The following is a 24,845-nucleotide window of genomic DNA, read 5'->3' on the forward strand; positions in this document are numbered from 1 at the left end:
GGCCTGAGTGTTGCCGCAACCAGCTGGGTATTAAACTTTGGACTCAGCCCCGTCCTCAATAGCAGCCGGGGAATCCGGTGCCTCTTCCCCGCCGTCTTCCGGGGCCGCTTCCTCCGCGGGGTCCTGCGCCGGATCTGCCGGGCGTTCCGACATGCGCGGATCGAGCTTCACGCTGGCCAGAGGCGTCGGAAGGACGGGGCTCCATTCAGCGAGTTTGTCCTCGATTGCAACCGGTTTGGAGCGCACGCGCATCACCATCACAACGGTCAGTACAATCAGCAGCAGGCCCGCCAGCCCGAACAGGCCCGTCTCGCCATCTGCCCGCATCGCGAAGCCTGACAGGAGCGGCCCGACGATTGACCCCACGGCCCAGACAAACAGCAGGCCGGACATGACCTGAGGGATCAGGACCTTGGGTGTCCGGTCAATCGCGTGCGCCACACAGAGGCTGTAGAAGGACAGCGCCCCGGCGCCCCAGAAGCCGAGGGCCACGATGACGGATACTTCACTGAGACGCGTGCCGAAAATTGCGATGAACAGGGCCGCGAGCGCCGACATGCCGCCGAGACCCGCGATCACGAGCCGCCGTTCGATTCGGTCAGACAGGCGCCCGGCCGGCCACTGCAGCAACAGACCGCCAGCCCACGCCGCCGCACTGGCGATAGCGGCCGCAGCGGTGCCCCCTCCCCCGATTTCGAAGCCTTCGAAATAGATCGGCAGAAGCGACTGGGTGCCCGTGTTCACCGTCCCGGCGATCAGTGCGCCCAGCACAGCCGCCGGTGCGAGCTGGTAAAGCGACTTCAGCGGCATCGACCGCCGCTCCGGCACAGGCGGCTGTTCCTTGCGCGTCAGGCAAACCGGCACGAGGGCGAGCGACAGGAACAGCGCCGCCCAGGTGTAGGCCCGCGTGTCCAGCGGCGACAGCCCCGCCACGAAGAACGGGCCGACCATCAGCGAGAGCTTCGCCCCGGTGTGATAGATACCCATCACGTTTCCGCGAGACTTGTCCGGCACTGCGCTGCCGAGCCAGCTTTCGATACTGGTGAAGCTGAATGCGAGCGTCACACCCATGACCATGCGCAGCGGCGCCCAGAACATCGCATCATGCACCAGCGACAGCGACAGCACGCTCACCGCGTTCATGGCAGAGGCCGCCGCGAACAGGCGGATATGGCCGAAGGTCGCCAGCGCCCGCGGGGCGAGCCACGCCCCCAGCATGAAGCCGGCGGCATAAAGTGCCGCGATCAGGCCGATCGCCTGCGGCGGCGTGCCCATCGCTTCGAGACCGAGAGGTGTCAGCACGCTGATCAAACCGCCGGCGATCTGGAGGATCATCACGGCGATGATAAGGACAATCACGTTACGCGTGTCGGACATCGAGGGACTGAGAGGCATTCTGCCTACCTGAATTTGTCGGTTGCTTCCTCGACAGTTGAACCGTCACTGGCGTGGATTGCGAGCGTCACCGTACCCTCGGTCCAGTTAATATCCAGTGATCCGAAATTCTCTTTCGGGTACCCCGCCCCGATCTGGGCCGCATCCATTTCGTCGGTCGTATCCCTGTACGACTTGTTGAACGAGGAAGCGGTCAGTTCATAGGCAGGGTAAGACAGCAGATCGTCGGCCCTGTAGAGGAAGGCGGTGTGGCGGTCGCCGGAGACGAACACGACCCCGTTGGCGCCCGTCTCATTGATCAGGCCGTAGAGCCGCGCGCGTTCTTCCGGCAGGAGCGACCAGGCTTCCCAGCCATGCACGTTGGGTATCACCTGCACCGACGAGACGATCAGGCGCAGGTCAGCCGGCTTCTGAAGTTCGTTTTCCAGCCAGGTCCACTGGTCATTGCCCAGCATGTCCTGGTTCGGGTCGCTGGACGGCATATAGCGTTCCTTGCCCGCGGCGCCCGGCGCGTCCGTATCCGTAAGGTCGGACCGGAAGTAGCGCGTATCCAGCATGATGATCTGCGTGCGCTGGCCTTCCGGGCCGAAGGTACGGGCATAATAAGTGCCCGGCCATGCGCCGACATCCTTGTTGGCCAGGCCCCAGAACCGTTCGTGAATCCGTTCCGACTCGCGCCGGAAAGCGAAATGCTTGCCGCCATCGTTCAGGCCGTAATCATGATCGTCCCACGCGACCATCATCGGATGCGCCTTGCGCACGGCCTGGAAATCCGGCCGGGCCGCGAGGTCTGCAAAGCTCTCGCGCAACTCCGTCAGGTCAGCGTCCCCGGTGCGATAGGCCTCCCCGTCCGTGTCGCCGTAGACATTGTCCCCGATCATCATGAACAGGTCAGCCGGCATGGCCGCGACCGAACGCAGGGCCTGATTGTCGCCCTTCTCTTCATTGAGGCAGGAGCCCACCAGGATCCGCGTCAGCACTGTGTCTGAAGATGGCAGCGGCAACCCCTCCGGCGCGACAGGATAAAGCTCATCCGGCAGTCCGCGATAATACGCCTCCAGAGCTTCTTCGGCACTCTGCGGCGCGCGCGTGATCCCCGGAATGGAAATCGGCCCCGGCGCCTGGCAGGCGGCGAGACCGATCATCGATACTAAAAGGGCTGCCCTCTTCATCTCCCGCTCTCTTTTCTGGCTACACCCTCGTGTAGCTGTCTTTCGGCAGAGCGGTAAGGGCTCACACCGTCACACTGCAAAGAAAATCGTCCAGAGCATCCGCCCCGGAAGGAAAGTGAACAAACCTGCGATCAACAAGCCTCCTACGAAGGCACTCGTCATGCCTTTGGCATGTTTGCGGATGTTCCGGCGCCGGGCTGCGGCGACGGCCATTGGCAGGGCGATCACCGTCCAGGCCGAAATGCCGTGGATGATGCTGTAATTGTGGCCATTGAGCCCGGTGATGAAGAAAGAGCTGATCGCCGTCAGGCCCATCGCCGCCACCCAGGTGTAGCCGAGCTTGCGATGCAAGCCCGACCCTTTCACTCCGCGCAGCAGCACGATGCCGGTCACGAAGGCGATCACCGCGCCCACCACATGAAGCTTCACCACGAAAGCGGCCTCAATGAGCGGCGATACGTCGATCCGGAAATGAACCGGCGGATTTCCGGCGGATTTCAGAATGAGCCAGCTGATGATGCCGTAAGCGACAGGCGCGACGATCAGCAGGATCATGTTGCCGCTCAAACGCCTGGGCAGGCCGATGCGACGAAAGGTTTGGGCAAGGTCGGACATGATGGAAGGTCCCTTCATTGGAGTTGAATTACTGGAGCGTGATGGTCTGGACGGTGCCGGCTTCCGGCAGGTCGAAGCGGACCGATTTGAATCTCGGCGGGCCCATGCGGGCCGAAGCATCCCGGGAGAAGCCATAGGGTTCGCTGGGGATGCCCCACATGCCGAGGTTCAGTTCGCCATTGTTGTCGACATCCTGATAAATCCGGATGCCATAGGCGCCTGGTTCGAGGTCGCTGAAGGTCAGCTCGGCGCCCTCTTCTGCGGCGGTCAGCTTGCCTGCCACGGCATCGTTGCCGTCCCAGCCGTCCGCGTCGAAGATCGCGACATGGAATGTGCCGGTGGCGGCTTCCACACCCTCGATGCGAACGGTGAGATCCGCCGCGGCGGCCTGTCCGGCAATCCCGGCGCCAAGGGCAGCGGCAATGACGGCGTTCAGAATGCGTTTCATGTATGTCTCCTCTTTCAGAGGCCGGACCCGGCCTGATGGCCCCCTGCCCGGCGTTCGATGAGGAGACATTGGCCAGCCGGTGAGGGCCCTGCCACGTGAACTACGTGGAGAGGCTGGAATCCTTCGCGAAATACGGCCAGAACGCTTCACGAAGCGCGAAATGCAGAGGAGATTTCATGCCGCAACACCTGAAGAACCGGCTGCGCGATGCGGCGGTGATCCTCGGGGTCGCGGCGATGCTGACCTTTTTCGGCGTCTATTCCGAGGACACGTCCGCCTGGGTCCGCTTCCTGATGTGGATCCTGACCTGCACGGTCGGTGTCACCACTGCGGAACTGGTCCTGCCTTACATCTTCCAGCGAAGGATCGTTGGCGACCTTCTGCCGGTGCAGGCGATTATCACTGCCGCCGTCATTTCCCTGCCGGTCCTTCTGTCGCTGTACCTGTTCATGGGGGCGTTCGGATACTGGATGCCAGCCGATCAGGTGCCGATGCAGTATGTCTATGTGTTCGCCATTTCGCTGGTGCTGACGCTGATCGGCATTCTCGTTTCGCGGGCGCAAACGCACGGCAGGACAGGTCCGGCGCTGGCAATCGATGCCGCACAACGCTTTCTCGACCGGCTGCCTGTGAAGTACCGCCATGCAGAGCTTTGGGCGATTTCATCGGAAGACCACTATGTGCGGGTCTACACCGATCTTGGCGAGGAACTGATCCTGATGCGGCTGGCTGATGCGGTGCGCGAACTGGATGGCGCCGCGGGCGTGCAGGTGCACCGGTCGTGGTGGGTCGCCAAGGGCGGCGTCAGCGATGCGCGGCGCGACAATGGCAAGCTGGTTCTGGTCCTGAAGAACGGCACAGAAGTGCCTGTTTCCCGCACCTATCAGACCGCCGCGAAAGAGGCCGGGCTCTCCTAGACGTCCCGCCCGGTCTGGCGGCCTAGTCCTTGTCCCGGTCTCTCTGAACAGGCGGGCGGACATTGCCCATGCCCTTCACCTTGTTGCAGCGCGCATGGGCGAGCTGCAGATTGTCAGCCGAATCCGCGCCCCCGCGGGCCACTGCGATGATGTGGTCATAGGTCGGCCGCTGGTGTTTCCAGAGCGTGGAATGCGCCACATCGAACCGGCTCGACGGCATCGACTGCCCGCACAGGGCGCAGCGACCTTCCTGGGCCTCCCACAAGGCCTTGAACAGCGGCGTCTCGGTGGGGGCGTAAGGCTGGCTCATCCGACGACCGGCACCGGCAGGCCCCGGCGTGCGCAGGCGGCCTGCAACGTGTTGACCAGCAGGCAGGCGCGCGTCATCGGGCCGACCCCGCCGGGCACCGGCGTGATATGACCGGCGACCTCAGCGCAGCTGGCATAGTCCGCATCGCCGACGAGACGGGTCTTGCCCTCCCCTTTTTCCGGGGCGTCGATGCGGTTGATGCCGACATCGATGACTGCGGCGCCGGGCTTCAGCCAGTCGCCCTTCACCATTTGCGGGCGTCCGACAGCCGGCACGAGAATATCCGCCTCGCGGCAGACGGCGGCCAGGTCCTTCGTGCGCGAATGGGCGATGGTGACAGTACAGTTCTCGGCCAGGAACAGGAGCGCGGCCGGCTTGCCGACCAGGATGGAGCGGCCGATCACCACGACATGCTTGCCGGAGAGGTCATCGCCGAGGGCGCGCTTCGCAAGGATCACACAGCCCGACGGCGTGCACGAACGCAGGCCCGGCTTGCCCAGCGACAGCCGCCCGGCAGAGACTTCGGTCAGGCCATCAACATCCTTGGACGGGTCGATCCGCTCAATCGCCGCATCGGGATCGAGGCCCTTCGGCAGCGGCAGTTGCAGCAGGATGCCATCGACCTCTTCATCGGCGTTGAGGCCCGCGATCAGGGTCTCGACTTCTTCCTGTGTGGCCGTCGCCGGCAGGCGATGGTGCCGGGAGATCATGCCGACCCCTTCGGTGTCCTTGATCTTGGCGCGGACATAGACTTCGCTCGCCGGGTCTTCCCCGACCAGAATCACGGAAAGGCACGGCTTTACGGGCAGCTTCGCGACTTCTGCGGCGACTTTGGCGCGCACATCGGCGGCGACTTCGTTTCCACTGATCCGAATGGCGGTCATGTCTCATCCCCGCTGAGCCGGGCCGCAAGCTCAGGCGGCCCTTCGATTTCGAGGCCTTTTAGCCGAGTCTTGCCCCCTGTCACGACTCTGACCGCAGACTTCGGCACGCCAAGCCACTTGGCGACCAATTTCTGGACAGCGTCATTTGCCTTGCCGTCCTCCGGCACAGCCCGCACGCGAATTTTCAGGAATTTCCGTCCGGCATCGTCCTCCGCCCAGTCCTCGACCCGGTCTGCCGAGGCCTTGGGCTGGACGCGGACGGTCAGGCGATGCTGCAATCCGGCCTCAGTATCCGAGTGACGGGCGAGTGAAACCGATGATCGTTGGCAGCAGCCAGTCCTTGGTGAACATGATGCCGAGCGCGAGCAGGAAGACCGACAGGTCCAGCTGGCCGAGCGGCGGCACATGACGCTGGATCGGCCGCAACATCGGCAGCATCACGCTGTCGAGCGCCGACTGGATCTGCCGCACGGTCTGATTGTGCATCGACACAACGCCAAACGCGATCAGCCAGCTCATGATCACATAGGCGAAGATGAGGAACAGGAGCAGCGTCAGAAGCGGGCTCAGGAAATAGAGATAGATCGCCACAAGAAGGGAATGCATGCGCGGGGTCCGTGGTTTCAGCAGGGTTTCTTCGTCCTTAAACTGGTGTGCCCCACCCCGGCAAGGCAAGACCCTGTCGCAGCTCCCTTTCGCAAGGAAAGGGTTTGGCAAGCCGCGCGGGGCGTTCTAGCGTTGTCCGGTTCGGGGAAAGTTCAAAGGGAGGCAGAGACGGCGGGTGACGGAAAACATGGACTCCGATACCCCTCTGTTGCCGCTGACCCGGTTCCAGAAAATGATGATCGCCCTCGGCACCGTGTCGATGGGCGCGGGCATGACGATCAATTTCGTGGTCGTCGCCCCCCTCGCCCGTGAGGCCGGCCTGACCGAGATCGAGATCGCGGGCATCCTCACCTTTTCCTCGGTCCTCTACACGATCTTCACGCCCATCTGGGGCCGCATCGCCGACCGGGTGGGCCGCAAGCGCGTCATGATCTTCTCGCTGACGGCCATGGGCCTGGCCAATATGGCGTTCCTGTTCGCGCTGAGCGCAGCGCTTGCCGGGCTCGTCACCGGCCTGCTGGCCTTCCTGCTGCTCGCCTTCGTGCGCACCCTGTTCGGCTTCCTCGCCCCCGGCCTGCAGCCAGCCGCCATGGCGGCCATGACAGATGCCACGACGCCGGCCACCCGCGCAGGCGGCCTCGGCATGCTGGGCGCCGCGATGAGCCTCGGCTCGATCCTCGGCCCGGCGGGTGCTGCCGTCCTTGCCCGGATCGGGGCGCTGGCCCCGCTCTGGGGCACGATCGTGTTCAACCTGGTCGTTGCCGTCCTGATCGCGATCGCCCTGCCGCCGACAAGGCCGCTGCCGCACCACCACGAGCGCCCGCCGGCACTCTCGATGCGAGACCCCCGCGTCTTCCCGCACCTTGCCTTCCTGTTCGTCTATTTCGTCGCCGTCGGCATGATCCAGCAGACCATCGGCTGGTTCATCGCAGACCGGTACGAGTTCACCGACACCGCCGCGCAGACCGCCAAACAGGCCGTCGTGCTCTATACGGGCCTGACCATGGCGTGCACTTCGGTTGCCATCATCATCGTCCAGTTCGGCTATGTCTCCCGGCGCAGTCCGGACCCGCGGCGTATCCTGCCCATCGGGCTTGGCCTGCTGGCCGTGGGCTATCTGTCGGCAGACCTCTTCCATCCCTTCTGGATGGTGATGGTCAGCTTCGTCATTGTCGGGATCGGTGCGGCGCTGGCTGTGCCGTCTGCCAATGCGCTGGGCAGTCTTTCCGTGGGCCGGTCCGAACAGGCGGGCGCCGCGGCCTTGCTTGCCTCTGCCCCGCCTGCCGGATTTGTCGTCGGCCCCCTGCTCGGCTCGGTCCTCTACATGACCAATCCCAGCCTGCCTTTCATGGCCGCAGCCATCGTCTTCTGTATACTGAGCGCCTATGCCCTTCTGGTGACCGGCAAGCGGCCCCTCGGCTCAGGCTGACATGGTGGAATAGTAGACGTTCAGCTTGTTGCCATCGAGGTCGCGGAAATAGCCGGCATAGAAGGTTTCGAACCGCTGGCCCGGCGCGCCCTCGTCGCTGGCCCCATTGGCCATCGCAATCTCGTAGATCCGGTCGACCTGTTCCTTGCTGGACGCTTCGATCGCCACCATCGTGCCATTGCCGACAGAGGCCGGGTTCTGGTCCCACGGATAGGTCAGGGTAAAGTCGGCCTTGTGGCCGGGCTTGCCCCAGACGATCAGCTGCTTGTCTTCCATCAGGCGCTTTGCACCCAGCTCCGCCGCGATGGCATCATAGAACTTCCCGCCGCGCGCGAGGTCCTTCGTGCCCAGCATTACATATCCGATCATGGTTCAGCCTCCTTGAATGAGCGCCGGAACATAATGAGAACAATTTTTTCAGCAAGCGCAAAAGCGCGCATAAATGTTATTTCGGAAAATCGCCATCGCAGGCGCCGGTCGCCTGCCCCGGCGTGCCGAAGCTCAGCGTCTCGAAATGCAGCCCGGTCTCGTCTGCCGTCACAGTGCCCTCCGGCACGATATCTTCCGGAATCTGGTTGCCGCCTTCGACGTCCAGCGCGATGGCACCAGTCTCCGGATCGTAGCTGTAGCTGCCCCAATAGTACTTGTAGACCTCGAACGGTGTCCAGGTGACGGAGAAATCGCCGCCGCCCGTGAACACCAGTTCCCGGATGGCGCTTTCTTCCGGGCACCCTTCCCCGTCCTGCCGCCACGTGCCGACCAGCGGATTGTCCGCCGCGCGGAACACTTCGACCGGTCCGCTCAGGCTGTGCCCGTTATAGGTCGCTTCGAGACGGATGCGTGTGCCCGCTTCGACGTCGGCGCTGACTTCAGCGATGGGCAGGCCATCCTCCTGCCGGATGAACGTCGCCGCACCTTCCGGAGAAACGCCGAGATTATCGAGGCAACCGGGCGGCAGGTCGTTGTAGGCGCCCGGCATGTCCGTCCAGTACGGGAACATCGCGATCTTGTCGCCGGGCTCAGCAGAGCGCGCTTCCATCCAGAAGAAATAAGCTTTCTCCCCGACGTCCGGACAGGCTTCGCCGGTTAGCGTGGCCTTCGTCGCATCGGCCTTCGTGCCGCCGACATCCCCGTCAGCGTTCTGGCAGGCTGCAAGTGCCAGCGCGAGGCCCGCACACATGGTCTGCAATTTCATCGGCAAGCCCCCTCTTCTGAGTCGGGGCCAGCCTACATGGCCGAGATGCCGCCATCCACCTTCAGCTCGATGCCAGTGACCAGTTTCGACTCGTCCGAGGCGAGATAGAGCACGGCATAGGCGATGTCGTCGGGCTCGCCGACCTTGCCGAGCGGGATCTGACGGCCGAGCTTGGCGAGGGCTTCTTCCTCGCCGAACATTTCCTTGGTGCGGTCCAGGATCGGCGTGTTGATGAAGACCGGGTGCACCGAGTTGCAGCGGATCTGGCCGCCGGTCGACTTGGCGCAGTGCAGGGCAATCGACTTCGAGATGTGCCGCACCGCCGCCTTCGCCGTGTTGTAGGAGACATAGTTCCCGCTGGCGATGATGCCGGCGATGGAAGAGATGTTGATGATCGAGCCGAGGCCGTGATCACGCATCATCGGGATCGCATATTTGCAGCCGAGGAAGATCGAATCCACGTCCACCGTCTGGACGTGCTTGAAGGTCTCGTAGCTCTCGTCCTCGACCGAGCCGAGCGAGCCGATGCCGGCATTGTTGACCAGCACGTTCAGGCCGCCCATCGCGTCATAGGCGCTTTTCAGCACTTCCTGCCAGCGGTCGCCATCGGTGACGTCATGCTGCCAGGCGAAGGCCGTGCCCGCGCCATGTTCTTCATTGATGGAGGCGGCAACGGCTTCGGCGCCTGCGCCGTTGATATCGGTCACGGTGACCTTGGCGCCTTCGCGCGCGAACATGCGGGCGGTCGCCTCGCCCAGCCCCTGCGCGCCGCCGGTGATGAACGCCATTTTTCCTGAAACCCGTCCCATGCCGGTATCCTCCTGTTTTTTTGCTGCCAGTTTTTCTGGGCGCAGCTAACAGGTCGCGGGCGGCCCCGCCAAGATGCACTTTAGGGAAAGCCGAAGCCTCAGTCGGAAAAAAGCAGCGCGTGTACCAGGATGCTGCTGAAAAGGGTCTCGTCCGCCAGGCTGTCCAGCGGCAGCGTCCAGAGCCGGGAGCTGAGCCGGTCGTCCCCTTCGCAGGCATGTGCCAGGATCACCGGGCCAGTGTAGCCACTGCAGAACTGCTCCACGCTGAAGGGAGACGCGCCCTCCTGCACGACCACGACCAGACTGGCAGGAGCGAGCGACGCGGTCTCTCCGGCGTCTTCTGCAGCGACGGCCCAGAGCAGGCTGTAGTCCAGATTGTGCAATGTGCTTTCCACGGCCGCACGGATGGCGTCACTCCCGCCAATCAGTCCGACCCTTGCCGGCAGGCGGTCTGCATAGATCATGCGGGCACGGCCCAGCACGGCTTTGACCTCGCCTTTCGGAAGGCTGGTGATCCGCGCCACTTCGGCGATGCTGAAGCCTTCGATCACGTTCAGCAGGATCATCCGGCGTTCGAGCGGGCTCAGCAGGCGCCAGCGTCCAAGCGCATCGAACAAGGCGGCTTCAGCGCCCGGCATGTTCCGGAGGGAGGCTTCCACTTTCTGGAACAGGGTAAGACGGTTCTCGGTCTCGGCTGATGAAACCGTGCCGAGCACGTCCATGAGCGCGTCATGGACCACATTATCGCCCAACCCCTGGCAGCCGCATGAGAACGCAGCGTACCGCCGAAGGCAGTCAAGATTGGTTTCGTAAGCCTGTGCCCAAATCATGCTTGATCCTAACGGATCAGCCGGTCCGCGTATGTCCCCTGACCGGGGGACATTTATATCAGGAATTCTATGACCAGCGATCAGTTACCTGAATTACCGCAACCTCCGGTAACAGGACATACGTAGTCCGCCTTAGGGCACGGAATGCTGCAGGCTTACGAAAATTCGCCGCTGTCTTGAACCTAAGCGAGTTTTTTGGCCAGCGCGTCCATGTAACCCGCCAGCTCCAGGTCGCGGGTTGTCACGCCGTCGGCGTCATGCGTGGTCAGCACCACTTCGACACGGTTGTAGACGTTCGACCATTCGGGATGATGGTCCATCTGCTCGGCCTTGATCGCCGTGGCCGTCATGAAGGCGAAGGCCTGTTTGAAATCGTCGAACCGGAAGGTCTTGGTGATCTCGTCGCGCTCGCCCTCCCCTTTCGACCAGCCCTTGAGGGCGACCAGGGCCGCGTCGGCGCCGATTGTCTTCGTCATCATCTATTCCTCCGCATCCTGGCCGAGCACGAAATACACCCACTCGCCCTCTTCGGTGATCGCGGTGCGCATGCCGGGATAGCCCTTGCCTGCGCGGATCTCGGCAATCCCGTCCTCGCCGACCAGGTCCTGCAGCCGCTTGCGGTCGCGGAAGGACAGTTTCTCCGGGATCAGGTCCTCGGCGCTCTTCGCGGCGAGGTCCGGCCAGACATACCATTTGACGCCATCGACTTCGCGTACCCCCACGGGCAGCTCCATCAGCGCGCGCAGCTTGCGGTTCGGGTCCACCCCGATCCGGCGCATCAGGTCCCAGTATTCGCGGTGATCCTCCCCGCCGAGATTGGAGACGAAGCCCGGATTGCGCCGCGCCATCCGCGTCAGGCCCGACAGCGACCCACGCTGCGCATAGCCGAGCATCTCGTCGCGCACGCCTGCCACCGTCTCCGGAATGGTGACCGGCTCCGGCGCCTGCGGGTCCTGCGTCAGGGATTCCGGCGGATAGACCGGCTCTGCCGGGGCGGGCGAACACGCCGCCGCCCCCAAGGCCAGCCCCCCGGCGAGGGCCGCAAGGCGCAGCCTAGACCACTGCATATCCCGTCGCCGATTTCAGATCTTCGAGCAGCTGGTCTTCGCCCAGCACCTTGATCGTGGTCATGCCCATCGCGCGGGCCGGTTTCAGATTGATGCCGAGATCGTCGAGATAGACGCAATCGGCCGGATCGACGTCCAGCGCCTCGCACATCAGGGCGTAGATGCGCGGGTCCGGCTTGCGGATGCCGAGTTTCGAGCTTTCGATCAGATGGTCGAACATGTCGAACACCTTGGCGAGTTCGGCCGCCTTGCCGTCATCATTGGTCATCGAGGCGCCCTTCCCGATGGGCGCATTGTTGGTGATGCAGCCGACCTTGCCATGGCCCTTGCAGACTTCGAGCGCCTTCACGACGCGCGGCCGGAGCGACCCGGACAGCAGCTTCAGCACGTCGGCGCCCGGCACTTCATGGCCGAGGGCCTTTGATTCCGCCCGGAACATGCCGTCGAATTCCTCGCCGCTGACCTTGCTCTGCTCGAGCTTGGCCCAGGCATTGTCCAGCGGATTGGTGGCGTTGACGGTGCGGATGAAGTCCTTGGGGAGCCCCTGCTCGGCTTCATAGCGGGCGAATGCGTCGAAGGGTGAGGAGGTAAAAACGCCCCCGAAATCCCAGATCACGGCCTTGAAAATCTTTGTCATGCGAGACGTCTAGCCGCGCCTGAAGCAGTTTTCAAACCTTGAAGATTGCCGGGCCGGACTTAGGGTGGCGCCAGACTGGATTATAGACACAGACAATGAAGGAGAAACGACAAATGGGCGTGCTTGAGGGCAAAGTGGTCCTGGTGACCGGCGGCGGTAACGGGATCGGCAAGGAAACGGCGCTTCTGGCCGCACGGGAAGGCGCAAAAGTCGTGGTCAACGACCTCGGCGGCAGCCTGTCCGGCGACGATCCGGGCGATGCCGGCCCGGCGGAAAAAGTCGCGGCCGAAATCCGCGCAGCCGGCGGTGAAGCGGTCTCCAACTCCGACAGCGTCACCGATTACAAAGCCGTCGAAGGCATGGTCGAGCAGGCCAAGGACACGTTCGGCGACCTGAATGCCGTCATCAACCCGGCCGGTATCCTGCGGGACAAGATGTTCCACAAGATGTCCGAAGATGACTGGGATGCCGTGATCGACGTCCACCTGCGCGGCAGCTTCAACGTCACCCGCGCCGCCGTCGAACTCTTCCGCGAGAAGGAAGACGGCGCGTTCGTGCTGTTCACCTCCACGACCGGCCTGATCGGCAATGTCGGCCAGGCGAACTATGCTGCAGCCAAGCTCGGCATTGCCGGCCTGTCGCGCATCATCGCCATGGAAGGCGAGCGCAAGAATGTCCGTTCGAACATCATCGCACCATTCGCCTGGACGCGCATGATCGCCTCTATCCCGGTGAAAGACGAAGCCGGCGCCCAGCGGGTCAACCGGATGAAGGAAGGCATGCGTGCCGACCAGGTCGCCCAGCTCGCCGTCGCCCTCTGCGCCGACCGCGCCAAGGACGTCTCCGGCCAGATCTTCGGCGTGCGCGGCAACGAGGTCGTGCTGTTCAACCAGCCGCGCCCGGTCAAATCCGTTGCCCGCCTCGAAGGCTGGGATCCGGAAAGCCTGATCGACCAGTGCATGCCGGCCATGAAGGCCGACTTCACCGATATGGGCCCGACCGCCAGCGTCTTCCCGTACGACCCGATCTGATCGGCAATCCGATCCGATCCATTCTGCGCGCCCCGGACCTTGTTCCGGGGCGTTTGCACATCTGGCCCGGTATAGTCGCTTATAGTCCGGTATAGTCATGACAAGTCATGCATGATCATGACGTAGACAGATTTTGTGCTCTGCCGGTCATGCTTCGACTTCGCTCAGCATGAGTCCGCATCTTCGAAGCGCTCATCCTGAGCGAAGTCGAAGGATGGACGCAGGCTCCCCTCACGTCCCACACGCGTCATCCCCGACCGCGCAGCGGTCTGGGGACCCATCTCTGATCCGCGCCTCGGGAATGTCATGTCGTGACGTGCCTGCCGTATCTTTCAGAGATGGGCGCCCAGATGGCCGGTGGCCATCGGGCGTGACGCTGGTGGGGAGTTATCCACCAACTGAACCGTCAAATCCTGCCGCAGCCATTGTCGCACAAACAAACTCATCCAACACCTCCGTCCCCTGACGTATAGTCCGGCACATGTCGCTCTTCCGTCTTCCCGAAGGCTTCCCGCCGCAGCTCGCCTTTCTTTGGCCCATCATCTGGGTCCAGGTGCTGATGCTGCGTGCGCAAATCCGGGCGGCCTATGGGCGCGGGGTGAAGTATCACTGGAGCGTGACGCCCAATCTCCGTGTGTACCTTGTCAGTATCGACTGGATGCCGGGGCAGAAATCCGAACGCACGTGGCTGAAACCTTCAGAACATTACAATGACCGCCTCGCCGCCGCCTGCGACGGGCGGGCAGCTATGCCTGCTTATGCTGCGCAGTTCGGCGAATTTCATGATGCCCTCATTGCGACCGCCGTACGCAGCCCCGCGATGTCCGGCACGCCGAATCTGCCTCTGCCGGAAACCTGAGGCAGCCCCAGCCCTGAAAAACTCAGCTCACAGACCAAGCGCCTTCACGGGCGCCGTACCTGCTGGCGGCAACGCTCAGTCCGGCGTCTCGTCACGTGGGCGCAGGTCAGTCGGTCCGGACTCGGTGGCCGTCTCCGGCTCGGCTTCCGAAGGCTCCGAAGGCGAAGGCGTGGTCTCCTGCCCGAACCGGTCCTGCGCGTCCTGGAGGAAGCTGTCGAATTCATCCGGGGATTCTGTCACTGCCTCGTTCTGCGGCAGCGACTCCGGACCTTCTTCTGGCGCAGGTGGCAGGTCTGGCAGGCTCGGCCGGGCGGCAGGCGTTTCGGGACGGATCTCTTCCGGTGCTGAAGGCTTCGGCTCGGCGGGCCGCTTCGGCGCAGACCGACGCACCGCCTGCTCGTCCAGCACACAGGCGGCGAGACCTTCGGACCGGACCACCCGCATGCGGGCCTGCAATGTCCCTGCCCGCTGGGAGACATAAGGCCCCGGCGGGTCGAGGCGCCATTTGTTCGGGCTGGGCAGGACGGAAGCGAGCAAAGCAGCTTCGCGTTCTGTCAGATCGGCAGCTGACTTGCCGAACCGCGCCTGCGCCGCCGCTTCTGCGCCGAAGATGCCGTCGCCCCATTCGGCGACGTTCAGATAGGCTTCCATCACCCGGCGCTTGCCCCACATGCCGTCGATGAAGGTCGCAAACCAGGCTTCGGCGCCCTTGCGGGCAAAGCCGCCGCCATTCCAGAGGAAGACATTCTTCGCCGTCTGCTGGGTGATGGTGGAAGCGCCGCGCAGGCCCTTGCCCTGCCGATAGTCGCTGATCGCCTGCTCGATCGCATCCCGGTCAACGCCGGTATGCTGGCAGAAACGCGTATCCTCCGCCGCGATCACCGCGAGGACCAGATTGGGGGAAATATCGTTGATGGAGACCATGTCGCGCTTGATCTGTTCACCGCCAATCGCCCGCTGCGCCATCAGCACCGTGCCGGGCACCGGCGCCGCCTTCAGCACGAGGGCGTAGACATGCACCCCGACAAACAGGCCGAGCACGAATTTCAGCGCCCAGCCCAGATAATCCATCAGGCTGCGGCCTTGAGGTTTTCCTGGCGGCTTTTTCTGCCGGGGTTTCTTCATGCGCCTTTGTTCCATTCCCTCAGCACATCGGGGTCGGTTTCCCCGGCCACATTCTGTGAACGGGCGAATGAGAACCGCTCCGCGTCCAGTTGCAAGAGAGCCCATGCAGCCGCCCCGCGCACCAGCGCGGATTCGTCTGTCACGAGGTCCTCCAGCAGCGGCACGAACCGGGCCGCGCCGGAGTTCCCGATCGCAATGCAGACATTGCGCACGAACCTGTCCCGCCCGATCCGCTTGATGGGCGAGCCGGAGAAGACTTCGCGGAACGCCGCATCGTCCAGCGCTGCCAGCTCATCGAGACCCGGCAGCTTCAGCTCCGCCCGCGCATGGAAGGCCGCTTCGCTGGCCGCGCTCGCAAACTTGTTCCAGGGGCAAACTGCGAGACAGTCGTCGCAGCCATAGATCCGGTTGCCCATGGCCGCGCGGAACTCTTCCGGGATCGGGCCCTTGTTCTCGATGGTCAGGTAGGAAATGCACCGCCGCGCATCGAGCTGGTATGGCGCCGGAAAAGCCGCAGTCGGGCAGACATCGAGGCAATTCCGGCAGCTGCCACAATGGTCCGCCTCAGGAGCATCGGGGACAAGTTCCGCATCGGTCAGCATGACGCCGATAAAGAACCAGGAGCCAAGCTCCCGGCTGACCAGGTTGGTGTGCTTGCCCTGCCAGCCGAGCCCGGCTTTTGCCGCCAGCGGCTTCTCCATCAGCGGGGCGGTATCGACGAAGACCTTCACCTCCGCGCCGGTCTTCGCGACGAATTCCCGGGCGAGCTGTTTCAGGCGGGACTTCAGCGTATCGTGATAGTCCCTCCCCCGCGCATAGACGGAGATATTCCCGGCTTCGCGCTGTTGAAGCGTCTCCATCGGATCATGGTCCGGGCCATAATTCAGCGCGACCGTGACAGCAGACTTCGCACCTTCCCACATGGAAACCGGCGTGCGCCGCCGTTCCAGCGTCGTCTCCATCCACTCCATCGTGCCGTGCCGGCCCGCCGCAACGAACGCCTCCAGCCGCTCCGACGCCGCCCAGGCTTCATCCGCCCGCGCAATGCCGACCGCATCGAAGCCGAGCGTCAGGGCATGTTGTCTGGCAAATTCGGCGCGGCCCGCCGGATCAGAAATCAAGGTCGGCATAGTGCGGGGAAGGTCGCACGGCGGCCAGCCGGTCGGCAAGCAGCGGACGGAAGCTCGGCCGGGACTTTATCCGCGCATACCAGGTGCGAAGGTCCGGCACCGCATCCCACTGGATATCGCCGAAATAGTCGCAGGCCGAGAGATGCGCCGCCGCTGCGAGATCCGCCAGTGTCAGGTCACGCCCGGCGATGAAGCCATGGGTTTCCACCAGCGCGTTGAGGAAAGTCAGCCGGCCCCGCAGCGTGTGCGCACCGCGGCGAAGCTTCTCGGAATCCGGCTGGCGGTCGCGCCGCACCCACTGCATGACCCGCTCGGTCAGCAGCGTATCGGTGACTTCCTCAAAGCCTTGCTCCACCCAGGCCCAGAGACGCCGCGCCTCGGCTCGCTGGCCCGGATTCAAGGGCAGCAGATGATGACCCTCAACCGACTCTTCCAGGAATTCGCAGATCGCCCGTGTGCCAACCGCGACGATACGTCCGCCTGTCCCTTCCTGCAGCAGCGCCGGCGCAACCGCGCCGGGACCGAGCAGCCTGAGATCGGGATGCGGCGCCCATGGAGAGGACTCAACTGTTTCAAAATCCAGACCTTTTTCGGCCAGACAAAGGCGAACCAGCCGTCCGGCAGGGTCAAGGCACCAGTGATAAAGTCGGGTCATCGGCAGGCAAGCCTCCTGCGGTCTGCCGTTCACATTTAGTCCAGAGGAGTAAAGAACGTCTATCCGAACGAAAAAAGTTGTGGTTCAAAAACGCCTTCATAATTCACCAAAGAGACTGCCCCATGAAAACCAGATTTACGTCTGCCCTCCTCGCAGGCGTTGCTTCCGTCGTTCTTGTGTCAGCATGCAGCACGCCGGCCGATACTGTCGCCGCATCTGTTGAAACAGAGACAGCTGCCACGGAGGCACCCGTCCTCCACGCCGAAATTCCGAAAGGCCAGCTGCCCACCGGTGTCCGCCCGACGGCTTACCGGCTGGACCTCGTGACGGACCCGAACGCGGCAACCTTCACGGGTCAGGAAGAGATTGATATCAATCTGGAAAAGCCCCATTCACGCATCTGGCTGCACGCCCTTGGCCCGGATGTGGCGTCCATAAAGGCTGTCCTGCCGGATGGAATGGAAATCGGCGCGACCTTCACGGGCGACCAGACGCCTGATGGCGTCGCGCGCATCGACTTCGACGCACCGCTCCCTGCCGGGGATGCGACGCTCGTTCTGGAATATGAAGCGCCTTACAATCTCCACCTCGCCGGTCTTTACAAGGTCGAGCAAGGTGGCCTGCCCTATCTCGTCACCCAGTTCGAAGACATCGATGCCCGCCGCATGTTCGTCTCCTTCGACGAGCCGCGCTTCAAGACACCCTACACGGTGACCATCACTGCACCGGCAGAAATGGAAGTCACGGCGAACGGCGCCGAAACCGACGCTGAAGACCTTGGTGACGGCCTCGTTCGCCACCACTTCGCCACCACCCGGCCGCTTCAATCCTACCTCGTTGCGATCATGGTCGGCCCCTATGACAAGGTCGAGGCAGACCCGATCCCGGCAACGGACCTGCGTCCGGATCCAATTCCGCTGCGCGCCTACGCCCCGGCTGGCAAGGGTGAAAAGCTCAAGGACGCCCTCGCCATCACCGACGAAATGGTCGAGTGGCAGGAATCCTATTTCGATTATCCGTACCCGTATGGAAAACTAGACCTGATCGCCGCAGCAGACTTTGCGTACGGCGCCATGGAAAATGCGGGCGCTATCGTCTACCGCGAAGCCGCCCTGCTGATCGATGACCGCACGTCGCTGACCCGCCGCCGCGCCATCTACGGTACGCATGCGCACGAGCTCGGCCACCAATGGTTCGGTAACCTCGTCACACCGGCCTGGTGGAACGATATCTGGCTGAACGAAGCCTTCGCCACCTGGATCAGCACCAAGACGATGAACGCCATCGATCCGGAAGGCGACTGGTCGCTTGGACCGATCCTGTCCAGCCTGAATGCGATGCCGACCGACAGCCTCATGTCGACCCGCCAGATCCGTAACCCGATCCTGACGACCGGCGACATCGGCGATGCGTTCGACTCCATTACCTACCGCAAGGGCGGCGCGGTCCTGAACATGTTCGAGACCTATCTCGGTGAAGACACGTTCCGCGATGGCATCCGCCTGCACATGCGCCGGTTCGAAGATGGCGTCGCCACGACGCAGGACTTCATGCAGAGCCTGGCCGATGGTTCCGGCCAGCCGGACATTGTTTCCTCGTTCACCTCCTTCATTTCCCAGCCAGGTATCCCCTTCCTGGACGTGAATGTGAGTTGTTCGGCCCCAACCGGCGCTCAGATGACCATCACCCAGAGCCGGTACGCACCCCTCGGCTCGAAGATCGACACTGAAGCACAGACTTGGGAAATTCCGTTCGCGGCCCGTGTGTCCGATGCCTCCGGTGACCATGTCATTCGCAAGATGCTGTCCGACAAGACCACCACAATCGCGCTTGATGCCTGTCCGGATTGGGTCATGCCGAATGCAGGTGGCGCAGGTTACTGGCGGTTCGCGACCGATGCGGACAATGCTGCGGCGCTGCAGGCGAACTATGCATCGCTCAGCCCGGCTGAGCAGATGATGTACATGGACTCTGTTTCGGCTGGCTTCGATGCCGGCAAGCTGAGCGCGGCGGACTATGTCTCCGCTTTCGAAACTTCGGCAGGCGGATCGGCTTCTGCCATCTACACGTCGGTCAATCTGACCAGCACCCTGGAATCCATGCTGGACGACGAAGGCAAGGCGAAGTTCGCCGACTGGATGGAAACGACCTACGGACCCGTCTGGACCTATCTTTCCGAGCGTCCGGCCACAGCGCTTTCGACGTCGGAAAGGCTGCTCGCCCCGACGCTCTGGACCCGCTTGCTGGAAGACGGCAACCGGGCCGGGGACCGCGCCGACATGGTGGCACGGGCCAAAGCCTTCATGGGTATCGGCCAGGAAGCGAATGCGTCCGCCCTCCCCGCAGAGGACCTCTCCGCCGCTGTTGCAGCGGGCGTTGAGGATGGCGACTGGGACTTCTACCAGGGCACGGTTGATTTCGTTCGGAACTCGCAAAACCAGACGGAGCGCGTAACCATCCTCGCCGCCATTGCAGGCGAAGGCACACCGGACATCGTGGCAGACCTGTTCAAACTGTCCCTCAGCGATGATATTTCCGGCAACGAACTGTACTCGATCTACAATTACTCACTAGAGAACCAGAAAGCCCAGTCGACCGTCTGGCCGCTGATCAAGGACAATTTCGCGAGCATCGTGGCGAAGATCCCGCTGATCCGGAAACAGCAGATGCCGAAAGCGGTGGGCTATTTCTGCAAGGCTGAAGATGTTGCGGATGCAAAAGCCTTCTTCGAAAGCCAGGCTGACCTGATCCCCGGCTATGAGCGCTCTCTCGCACAAGGCGCCGAGCACGGCGAAAACTGCAGCGCGCTCCGCGCCGCCACGGCTGACGATGTGAAAGCCCTCTTCTCGGGCGACTGATCACTCGGCAGGCCGAACAAAGAAGCCCCGCACCTGTTCACCGGGTGCGGGGCTTTCCTTTCGCGCCGGAATAATTGTCTAGCGCTTCATGAAATGGCGAACCGCATCGGCGGCCAGCGCAAACTTCGCAAAGCTCCAGGCCTTCTCCTTGCCGAGTTCAGTCAGCGTTGCCAGCAGGTCCCTGCGGCCATCCTGATGCTTGGACAGCCAGGCGGCTGCCCCACCCGCGGCGAGGGCATCGCGCGCCGCATCGGCCTGCGTCTGCACCAGTTCGACAATCAGGCGCCGGCCGGCAACCCGGTCCCAGAAACCGGCCTTGGAGAGGCCGTCCAGTGCGGAAACGCGCAGACGATCGAGGCGCAGCGCCTCGCCGATCTGGAAGAAACACTCGCCCGCAACAGGCACGGCTTCACGCGTTTCCCGCGCAAGATCCACAACAACGAGGCCTTGTGCGAAAAGACTCATGGCCGATGCCCAACGCGCCAGTTCCTCCGGTGCCCCGCGCCGCATGAGCGTACGGGTCGACCGCTCGATCTGTGCTGCCGGGAAGTGCGTGTGGATATCGGCCAGCGCGGCCTTGAATTCGTTCAGGGGCCCATGGGTCGTGTCCACAAGTTCCTGAAGCGTGCCTTTGGGCATGGTCGTCACGAACCAGGCCGCCGCCGCACTCATCGCCTGCGCCGCAAGCAGCCGCAGGTCCGTCTGCACATCGGCATGCACCACATTGTCGAGCGCATCGACCTCACGCTGGAAGCCTTCAAAATCGAGCACCACCCGCGCCGCTTCGAGGCCCCGCACGATGGCGGCCATGTCGGTCGTGTCGGTCATTTCCCGCAAGCGGAAGACCGGGATCGTACCGCCCATGTCGAGCGACCGGTTGGCGAGCACCGTGGCGATGATTTCCCGCTTCAGGCGGTGATTGTCCATGGCCTCGCCATAGGTGTCGATCGGGCTCGGGAAGTAGGCCTTCAGCACATCCTCGAAATACGGATCATCCGGCAGGTCCGATGCGACGATATCGTCGAACAGGGTAATCTTGGACCAGGCGAGCAGCACCGCGAGTTCCGGGCGGCTGAGGCCCTGACCATGATCGGCCCGGACTTTCATGTCACCCGTATCCGGTAGGCCTTCCAAGGCGCGGTCCAGCACACCGCGGCTTTCCAGATGCAACATTAGACGCTCCAGCGCTTCATGGTCCTGCTTGGCCGTCGCTTCAGCCAGTGTCAGGGCCGCTGTCTGATCGTAATTGTGGCGCAGGACATGCGAGGCGACATCGTCGGTCATCTCCGCCAGCAGGGCGTTGCGGTGGCTCTCCTCCAGATTGCCCAGCCGGATGGCTTCAGCGGCAAGGATCTTGATGTTCACTTCGTGGTCGGATGAGTCGACGCCGGCCGAGTTGTCGATCGCATCAGTATTGATCCGCCCGCCGGAGAGCGCAAACTCGATCCGGGCAGCCTGGGTGAGCCCGAGGTTTGCCCCCTCCCCGACGACTTTTACGCGGAGCTGATGCGCGCCGATCCGGATGGAATCGTTGGCGCGGTCGCCGACTTCACCATTGGTCTCGGCATCCGCTTTCACATAGGTGCCGATGCCGCCGAACCAGAGCAGGTCTGCCTGCGACTTCAGCAAGGCATTGATCAGCTGGTCCGGTGTCACGGCGTCGGCGTTGAGGCCCGTCAGCGCCTTGATCTCATCGGTGAGTTCGATCGACTTGGCCGACCGTGCGAACACACCGCCGCCTTTGGAAATCAGGCTCTTGTCATAATCGTCCCAGGTCGATTGCGGCAGATCGAACATGCGCTGCCGCTCGGCGAGGTTCTTTTTCGAATCGACCGGATCCGGATCGATGAAGACGTGCATGTGGTTGAACGCCGCCACGAGACGGATCTCCGGCGACAGCAGCATGCCATTGCCGAACACGTCGCCGCTCATGTCGCCAACGCCGATCACGGTGAACGGTTCGGACTGGATGTCCTTGCCCATTTCGCGGAAATGCCGCTTGACCGCTTCCCACGCACCACGCGCCGTGATGCCCATCTTCTTGTGGTCATAGCCCGCCGACCCGCCGGAGGCGAAGGCGTCGCCCAGCCAGTGGCCCTTTTCGAGACTGATCGCGTTGGCCGTATCGGAGAACGTCGCCGTTCCCTTATCTGCCGCCACGACGAGATAAGGATCCTCGCCATCCCAGACGACCGTGTCAGCCGGATGCGTGACTTCGCCGCCGACCAGATTGTCCGTCAACTCCAGCAGCGCCGCGATGAATTCCTTGTACGCATCCCGCCCGCCTTCGAACCACGCATCGCGGTCAGACCGGTCCGGCAGCTGTTTCGGATAGAAGCCGCCTTTGGAGCCTACCGGCACGATCACCGCATTCTTTACCTGCTGGGCCTTCACAAGGCCCAGGACTTCGGTGCGATAGTCCGCGGCCCGGTCCGACCAGCGCAGGCCGCCGCGCGCGATCGGTCCGAAGCGGAGATGCACACCCTCGACTTTCGGGCTCGACATGAAAATCTCGCGGAAAGGCTTTGGTTCCGGCACTTCCCGTAGCTCGCGGCTGGCAATCTTCAGGCTGACGAAATTGTGTGGGCAGCCATTGGCATCCGTTTGATAGAAATTGGTTCGTTGCACGCCGAGGATCAGATCCGTCAGGCGGCGCAGGACCTGGTCGTCTGCCAGTGCCGAGACGTCTCTCAGGTTCACTTCGATACTGTCGCAGATTTCGCGGCAGGCTTCCTCGCGCTGGTGCAGGGTGAGATCTTTTGTAGGATCGAACCGGACCGCGAAGAGTTCGACGAGCAGGCGCGTCAAGGCCGGATAGCGGGCGAGTGCCGCTTCCTGCACATCCTGTGGCTGGTCGAGGCCGGTCTGGCGCCGATAGGCGCAGAGTGTACGGACAAGGGCCGCTTCGCGCCATGTCGCCCCCGCGACCAGGATCAGGCGGTTGAAGCCATCATTCTCGGCATGTCCGCTCCACACCGCGACAAAGGCTTCTTCAAGACGCCGGGCCACCGCCTCAAGGTCTATCGGCGCACCGGCTTCCGAGCGCATGGAAAGATCGTGCACCCAGTAGATGTCTGGCGCATCAGGCACCGGCTTCTCACCCGGCCGCACGGGATACCCCGTCTCGAAGGCCGCAAAGAGCCCCATCTTCTCGAACACCGGCACACAGCGCGACAGTGGAATTGATCCGCTGCGGGAGTAGATCTTTACCCGGATCTTGTCGGGGTCTTCATCCGGGGACTGGTATCCGCGGGCGACAATTGGAGAACTCGCGCTGAGCCGCGCCATCATGGCGACATCCAGCATTGCTTCTTCGGGCGTAAAGGCTTCGCGATAGGCCGCGTTGAACGCCCCGATGAACGCACGCGCCCCTTCCCCGTCCTTCTCGCTGAGGTCGGCCTGAATGATCGCTTCGCGTAGAGCCTGGTCCCAGGTACGGGCGAGCTTCGCTATTTCGGCTTCGAGGGCCTCCACATCCGGTTCCGGATGATTTCGATTGATCGCGATCTGGAAATGCACACGCGCCAGCGGCCCGGTATCGAAATAGGGTTGAAAGCGAACGAGTTTGCCATTGTAGGCAGTGAGCAGCGTTTCCGTAATCCGTTCCCGAAGCGTCGTATCATAAGCTTCGCGCGGCACATAAACGATGGCGCTGACAAACCGGTCGAACTGGTCACGCCGCAGGAACAGGCGTGTGCGCGGCCGCCCGATCAGATGCAGCGCGCCCATGATCATCGGGGCCAGCGTTTTCGAGCTTGTCTGGAACAGCTCGTCACGCGGCCAGGTTTCCAGCAAATTGGCAATCGCCTTTTCGGTATGCCCGCCGGGCGTTGCGCCAGAGGACGCAATCACCTTCAGTACACGGCGGCGAATAAACGGAATGGAGCGGGCGGTCTCGTCATAAGCCTCTGCAGTGAATAGACCGAGGAAACGCATCTCCCCGTTCACGCGCCCTTGCTCGTCATATTTCTTTACGCCGACATAGTCACAGGCGACACGGCGGTGGATGCGGCTGATCAGGGTCGATTTCGCAACGATCAGCGGGAACGGCTCTTCCAGCAGTTCTCCGATCTCCGGCGTCAACACCAATGGCTCCGCGTCGCGCGAGAGGACATTCAACTCCTCATCCCGCAACAGCCCCAGATTGCTGCCCTCGACCATGATCGGCTCTTCCGGCAGCACACGGCCTTCTGCGTCGGTTTCAAAGCGGTATTCACGGCAGCCGAGGAATACGAAGTGGTTTTTCGTCAGCCATTCCAGGAAGGCAACAGCTTCGTGCGTGTCGGCGTGTTTCGGTTCTTCCAGCAGCGACAGACGGCGGATCTCTTCCCGCATCCGCTCCTTCATCGGCTTGAAATCCTCAACCGCCTGCGCGGTGTGTCCCAGTGTCCGGCGCGCGCCCGCGGCCAGCCGGTCTGCCTCGCGCTCTGTCAGGCGCGGCAGGTGGATCTGGATCACCGAGATCATACGGCCATCCGGCATGCGCACGACGGGGTGGAACATGGTGCGCACCTCAAATCCCTGATCGGCGCACTCCCCCAGCAGCGAATCGACCAGGAAGGGCATGTCCGGTCCGGCGGCTTCCAGCACGCTGCGCCCCAACGGGCCTGAGGCCCCATCAGCGTCGACCAGGACCCGCACATCCTGTTCGCCGGCAGGCAACGCGGATGCCCAACTCCACAAGTCCCGGGCCAGCACGTCGATATCTGACGGCTGCAGGCCGCTCAGGTCTTCGTTGCCGGATTCAAGGGTGACCTGCGTCAGCACCTGATCGAGCGGATCGGTGGCAACAGTCTGATTGTTCATGGGAGAGACTCACACGGAAAGGAGAAGGATTCGGTGGTGTTCCGGTCTAACGCGGGTCACCTATTCC

The 24,845-nt window shown here is 63.0% G+C and carries 24 protein-coding genes; 5 read left to right on the forward strand and 19 right to left on the reverse strand.

Annotation, left to right across the window (positions count from 1 at the left end; translation table 11 throughout):
* Positions 1 to 30: 30 nt before the first annotated feature.
* The 4 genes from R3C98_RS01000 to R3C98_RS01015 all read right to left on the reverse strand — a co-directional run bounded on the left by R3C98_RS01000 (position 31) and on the right by R3C98_RS01015 (position 3,630).
* A complete protein-coding gene (locus tag R3C98_RS01000) occupies positions 31 to 1,395 on the reverse strand; it encodes an MFS transporter (RefSeq protein ID WP_371312249.1) in 1,365 nt (454 codons plus the stop codon).
* Between the two features lie 5 nt (positions 1,396 to 1,400).
* Positions 1,401 to 2,567, reverse strand: a complete 1,167-nt coding sequence (locus tag R3C98_RS01005) for an alkaline phosphatase D family protein (protein WP_371312250.1) — start codon at positions 2,565 to 2,567, stop codon at positions 1,401 to 1,403.
* Positions 2,568 to 2,636: 69 nt separating this feature from the next.
* Positions 2,637 to 3,182 carry a DUF2306 domain-containing protein gene (locus R3C98_RS01010; RefSeq protein WP_371312251.1) on the reverse strand — a complete coding sequence of 182 codons (546 nt, stop codon included), beginning with the start codon at positions 3,180 to 3,182 and terminating at the stop codon, positions 2,637 to 2,639.
* A gap of 28 nt (positions 3,183 to 3,210) precedes the next feature.
* Positions 3,211 to 3,630 carry a DUF2141 domain-containing protein gene (locus R3C98_RS01015; protein ID WP_371312252.1) on the reverse strand — a complete coding sequence of 140 codons (420 nt, stop codon included), beginning with the start codon at positions 3,628 to 3,630 and terminating at the stop codon, positions 3,211 to 3,213.
* 176 nt (positions 3,631 to 3,806) lie between these two features.
* On the opposite strand from R3C98_RS01015, the gene R3C98_RS01020 reads away from it, so the two are divergent.
* A complete protein-coding gene (locus R3C98_RS01020; protein ID WP_371312253.1) occupies positions 3,807 to 4,547 on the forward strand; it encodes a LytTR family DNA-binding domain-containing protein in 741 nt (246 codons plus the stop codon).
* A 22-nt stretch (positions 4,548 to 4,569) separates the two neighbouring features.
* Here R3C98_RS01020 and R3C98_RS01025 read toward each other — a convergent pair whose 3' ends face one another.
* Genes R3C98_RS01025 through R3C98_RS01040 form a run of 4 tightly spaced genes read right to left on the reverse strand, consistent with a single transcriptional unit; the run spans position 4,570 to position 6,347 of the window.
* Complete coding sequence (locus tag R3C98_RS01025; protein ID WP_371312254.1) at positions 4,570 to 4,857, reverse strand: HNH endonuclease; 288 nt, start codon at positions 4,855 to 4,857, stop codon at positions 4,570 to 4,572.
* On the reverse strand, positions 4,854 to 5,741 hold the full coding sequence (gene folD, locus R3C98_RS01030) for a bifunctional methylenetetrahydrofolate dehydrogenase/methenyltetrahydrofolate cyclohydrolase FolD (RefSeq protein ID WP_371312255.1): 888 nt from the start codon (positions 5,739 to 5,741) through the stop codon (positions 4,854 to 4,856). The genes R3C98_RS01025 and folD overlap by 4 nt, the downstream gene beginning before the upstream one ends.
* Positions 5,738 to 6,019 (reverse strand): DUF167 domain-containing protein, encoded by a 282-nt coding sequence (locus R3C98_RS01035; RefSeq protein ID WP_371312256.1) that lies wholly within the window; start codon positions 6,017 to 6,019, stop codon positions 5,738 to 5,740. Before R3C98_RS01035 ends, folD begins: the two co-directional genes overlap by 4 nt.
* A gap of 7 nt (positions 6,020 to 6,026) precedes the next feature.
* On the reverse strand, positions 6,027 to 6,347 hold the full coding sequence (locus tag R3C98_RS01040; RefSeq protein ID WP_371312257.1) for a YggT family protein: 321 nt from the start codon (positions 6,345 to 6,347) through the stop codon (positions 6,027 to 6,029).
* Positions 6,348 to 6,534: 187 nt separating this feature from the next.
* Here R3C98_RS01040 and R3C98_RS01045 point away from each other — a divergent pair, with 187 nt between their 5' ends.
* A complete protein-coding gene (locus R3C98_RS01045) occupies positions 6,535 to 7,776 on the forward strand; it encodes an MFS transporter (protein ID WP_371312258.1) in 1,242 nt (413 codons plus the stop codon).
* Here the strand turns inward: R3C98_RS01045 and R3C98_RS01050 are convergent.
* The 7 genes from R3C98_RS01050 to R3C98_RS01080 form a co-directional block, all read right to left on the reverse strand.
* Positions 7,768 to 8,145: a VOC family protein gene (locus tag R3C98_RS01050; RefSeq protein ID WP_371312259.1), complete on the reverse strand. Its 378-nt coding sequence runs from the start codon at positions 8,143 to 8,145 to the stop codon at positions 7,768 to 7,770. The genes R3C98_RS01045 and R3C98_RS01050 overlap by 9 nt on opposite strands.
* Positions 8,146 to 8,221: 76 nt before the next feature.
* Positions 8,222 to 8,971 carry a hypothetical protein gene (locus R3C98_RS01055; RefSeq protein WP_371312260.1) on the reverse strand — a complete coding sequence of 250 codons (750 nt, stop codon included), beginning with the start codon at positions 8,969 to 8,971 and terminating at the stop codon, positions 8,222 to 8,224.
* Between the two features lie 32 nt (positions 8,972 to 9,003).
* The gene (locus tag R3C98_RS01060; protein ID WP_371312261.1) at positions 9,004 to 9,780 is read right to left on the reverse strand and encodes an SDR family oxidoreductase; all 777 of its coding nucleotides are present in this window, start codon (positions 9,778 to 9,780) and stop codon (positions 9,004 to 9,006) included.
* Between the two features lie 98 nt (positions 9,781 to 9,878).
* Positions 9,879 to 10,610 carry a sigma factor-like helix-turn-helix DNA-binding protein gene (locus R3C98_RS01065; protein WP_371312262.1) on the reverse strand — a complete coding sequence of 244 codons (732 nt, stop codon included), beginning with the start codon at positions 10,608 to 10,610 and terminating at the stop codon, positions 9,879 to 9,881.
* 182 nt (positions 10,611 to 10,792) lie between these two features.
* Positions 10,793 to 11,089: a 4a-hydroxytetrahydrobiopterin dehydratase gene (locus R3C98_RS01070; RefSeq protein ID WP_371312263.1), complete on the reverse strand. Its 297-nt coding sequence runs from the start codon at positions 11,087 to 11,089 to the stop codon at positions 10,793 to 10,795.
* Positions 11,090 to 11,677, reverse strand: a complete 588-nt coding sequence (locus tag R3C98_RS01075) for a hypothetical protein (RefSeq protein ID WP_371312264.1) — start codon at positions 11,675 to 11,677, stop codon at positions 11,090 to 11,092.
* Complete coding sequence (locus R3C98_RS01080) at positions 11,664 to 12,314, reverse strand: HAD-IA family hydrolase (protein WP_371312265.1); 651 nt, start codon at positions 12,312 to 12,314, stop codon at positions 11,664 to 11,666. Before R3C98_RS01080 ends, R3C98_RS01075 begins: the two co-directional genes overlap by 14 nt.
* 113 nt (positions 12,315 to 12,427) lie before the next feature.
* Between R3C98_RS01080 and R3C98_RS01085 the strand changes: the two genes are divergently transcribed.
* A complete protein-coding gene (locus R3C98_RS01085; RefSeq protein ID WP_371312266.1) occupies positions 12,428 to 13,345 on the forward strand; it encodes an SDR family NAD(P)-dependent oxidoreductase in 918 nt (305 codons plus the stop codon).
* 481 nt (positions 13,346 to 13,826) lie between these two features.
* The gene (locus R3C98_RS01090) at positions 13,827 to 14,204 is read left to right on the forward strand and encodes a hypothetical protein (protein ID WP_371312267.1); all 378 of its coding nucleotides are present in this window, start codon (positions 13,827 to 13,829) and stop codon (positions 14,202 to 14,204) included.
* A gap of 75 nt (positions 14,205 to 14,279) precedes the next feature.
* Here R3C98_RS01090 and mtgA read toward each other — a convergent pair whose 3' ends face one another.
* The 3 genes from mtgA to R3C98_RS01105 are packed head-to-tail and all read right to left on the reverse strand — an operon-like array spanning position 14,280 to position 17,114.
* Positions 14,280 to 15,329: a monofunctional biosynthetic peptidoglycan transglycosylase gene (mtgA, locus tag R3C98_RS01095; RefSeq protein ID WP_371312268.1), complete on the reverse strand. Its 1,050-nt coding sequence runs from the start codon at positions 15,327 to 15,329 to the stop codon at positions 14,280 to 14,282.
* Positions 15,326 to 16,459: a tRNA epoxyqueuosine(34) reductase QueG gene (gene queG, locus R3C98_RS01100; RefSeq protein ID WP_371312269.1), complete on the reverse strand. Its 1,134-nt coding sequence runs from the start codon at positions 16,457 to 16,459 to the stop codon at positions 15,326 to 15,328. Before queG ends, mtgA begins: the two co-directional genes overlap by 4 nt.
* On the reverse strand, positions 16,440 to 17,114 hold the full coding sequence (locus tag R3C98_RS01105; RefSeq protein ID WP_371312270.1) for a glutathione S-transferase family protein: 675 nt from the start codon (positions 17,112 to 17,114) through the stop codon (positions 16,440 to 16,442). The genes queG and R3C98_RS01105 overlap by 20 nt, the downstream gene beginning before the upstream one ends.
* Before the next feature lie 122 nt (positions 17,115 to 17,236).
* Here R3C98_RS01105 and R3C98_RS01110 point away from each other — a divergent pair, with 122 nt between their 5' ends.
* Positions 17,237 to 19,972, forward strand: a complete 2,736-nt coding sequence (locus tag R3C98_RS01110; RefSeq protein WP_371312271.1) for a M1 family metallopeptidase — start codon at positions 17,237 to 17,239, stop codon at positions 19,970 to 19,972.
* A 78-nt stretch (positions 19,973 to 20,050) separates the two neighbouring features.
* Here the strand turns inward: R3C98_RS01110 and R3C98_RS01115 are convergent, their stop codons facing one another.
* Positions 20,051 to 24,778: an NAD-glutamate dehydrogenase gene (locus R3C98_RS01115; protein WP_371312272.1), complete on the reverse strand. Its 4,728-nt coding sequence runs from the start codon at positions 24,776 to 24,778 to the stop codon at positions 20,051 to 20,053.
* Between the last annotated feature and the right edge of the window lie 67 nt (positions 24,779 to 24,845).

This window comes from Hyphomonas sp., from assembly GCF_041398465.1.
GTDB lineage: Bacteria > Pseudomonadota > Alphaproteobacteria > Caulobacterales > Hyphomonadaceae > Hyphomonas.

Coding starts and splice junctions, on each gene's coding strand:
- mtgA (WP_371312268.1), bottom strand. CDS start 15,329: ATGAAGAAACCCCGGCAGAAAAAGCCGCCAGGAAAACCTCAAGGCCGC.
- R3C98_RS01010 (WP_371312251.1), bottom strand. CDS start 3,182: ATGTCCGACCTTGCCCAAACCTTTCGTCGCATCGGCCTGCCCAGGCGT.
- R3C98_RS01090 (WP_371312267.1), top strand. CDS start 13,827: ATGTCGCTCTTCCGTCTTCCCGAAGGCTTCCCGCCGCAGCTCGCCTTT.
- R3C98_RS01075 (WP_371312264.1), bottom strand. CDS start 11,677: ATGCAGTGGTCTAGGCTGCGCCTTGCGGCCCTCGCCGGGGGGCTGGCC.
- R3C98_RS01110 (WP_371312271.1), top strand. CDS start 17,237: ATGAAAACCAGATTTACGTCTGCCCTCCTCGCAGGCGTTGCTTCCGTC.
- R3C98_RS01065 (WP_371312262.1), bottom strand. CDS start 10,610: ATGATTTGGGCACAGGCTTACGAAACCAATCTTGACTGCCTTCGGCGG.
- R3C98_RS01115 (WP_371312272.1), bottom strand. CDS start 24,778: ATGAACAATCAGACTGTTGCCACCGATCCGCTCGATCAGGTGCTGACG.
- R3C98_RS01080 (WP_371312265.1), bottom strand. CDS start 12,314: ATGACAAAGATTTTCAAGGCCGTGATCTGGGATTTCGGGGGCGTTTTT.
- R3C98_RS01020 (WP_371312253.1), top strand. CDS start 3,807: ATGCCGCAACACCTGAAGAACCGGCTGCGCGATGCGGCGGTGATCCTC.
- R3C98_RS01000 (WP_371312249.1), bottom strand. CDS start 1,395: ATGCCTCTCAGTCCCTCGATGTCCGACACGCGTAACGTGATTGTCCTT.
- queG (WP_371312269.1), bottom strand. CDS start 16,459: ATGCCGACCTTGATTTCTGATCCGGCGGGCCGCGCCGAATTTGCCAGA.
- R3C98_RS01045 (WP_371312258.1), top strand. CDS start 6,535: ATGGACTCCGATACCCCTCTGTTGCCGCTGACCCGGTTCCAGAAAATG.
- R3C98_RS01085 (WP_371312266.1), top strand. CDS start 12,428: ATGGGCGTGCTTGAGGGCAAAGTGGTCCTGGTGACCGGCGGCGGTAAC.
- R3C98_RS01105 (WP_371312270.1), bottom strand. CDS start 17,114: ATGACCCGACTTTATCACTGGTGCCTTGACCCTGCCGGACGGCTGGTT.
- R3C98_RS01070 (WP_371312263.1), bottom strand. CDS start 11,089: ATGATGACGAAGACAATCGGCGCCGACGCGGCCCTGGTCGCCCTCAAG.
- R3C98_RS01025 (WP_371312254.1), bottom strand. CDS start 4,857: ATGAGCCAGCCTTACGCCCCCACCGAGACGCCGCTGTTCAAGGCCTTG.
- R3C98_RS01040 (WP_371312257.1), bottom strand. CDS start 6,347: ATGCATTCCCTTCTTGTGGCGATCTATCTCTATTTCCTGAGCCCGCTT.
- R3C98_RS01050 (WP_371312259.1), bottom strand. CDS start 8,145: ATGATCGGATATGTAATGCTGGGCACGAAGGACCTCGCGCGCGGCGGG.
- R3C98_RS01060 (WP_371312261.1), bottom strand. CDS start 9,780: ATGGGACGGGTTTCAGGAAAAATGGCGTTCATCACCGGCGGCGCGCAG.
- R3C98_RS01015 (WP_371312252.1), bottom strand. CDS start 3,630: ATGAAACGCATTCTGAACGCCGTCATTGCCGCTGCCCTTGGCGCCGGG.
- R3C98_RS01055 (WP_371312260.1), bottom strand. CDS start 8,971: ATGAAATTGCAGACCATGTGTGCGGGCCTCGCGCTGGCACTTGCAGCC.
- R3C98_RS01005 (WP_371312250.1), bottom strand. CDS start 2,567: ATGAAGAGGGCAGCCCTTTTAGTATCGATGATCGGTCTCGCCGCCTGC.
- folD (WP_371312255.1), bottom strand. CDS start 5,741: ATGACCGCCATTCGGATCAGTGGAAACGAAGTCGCCGCCGATGTGCGC.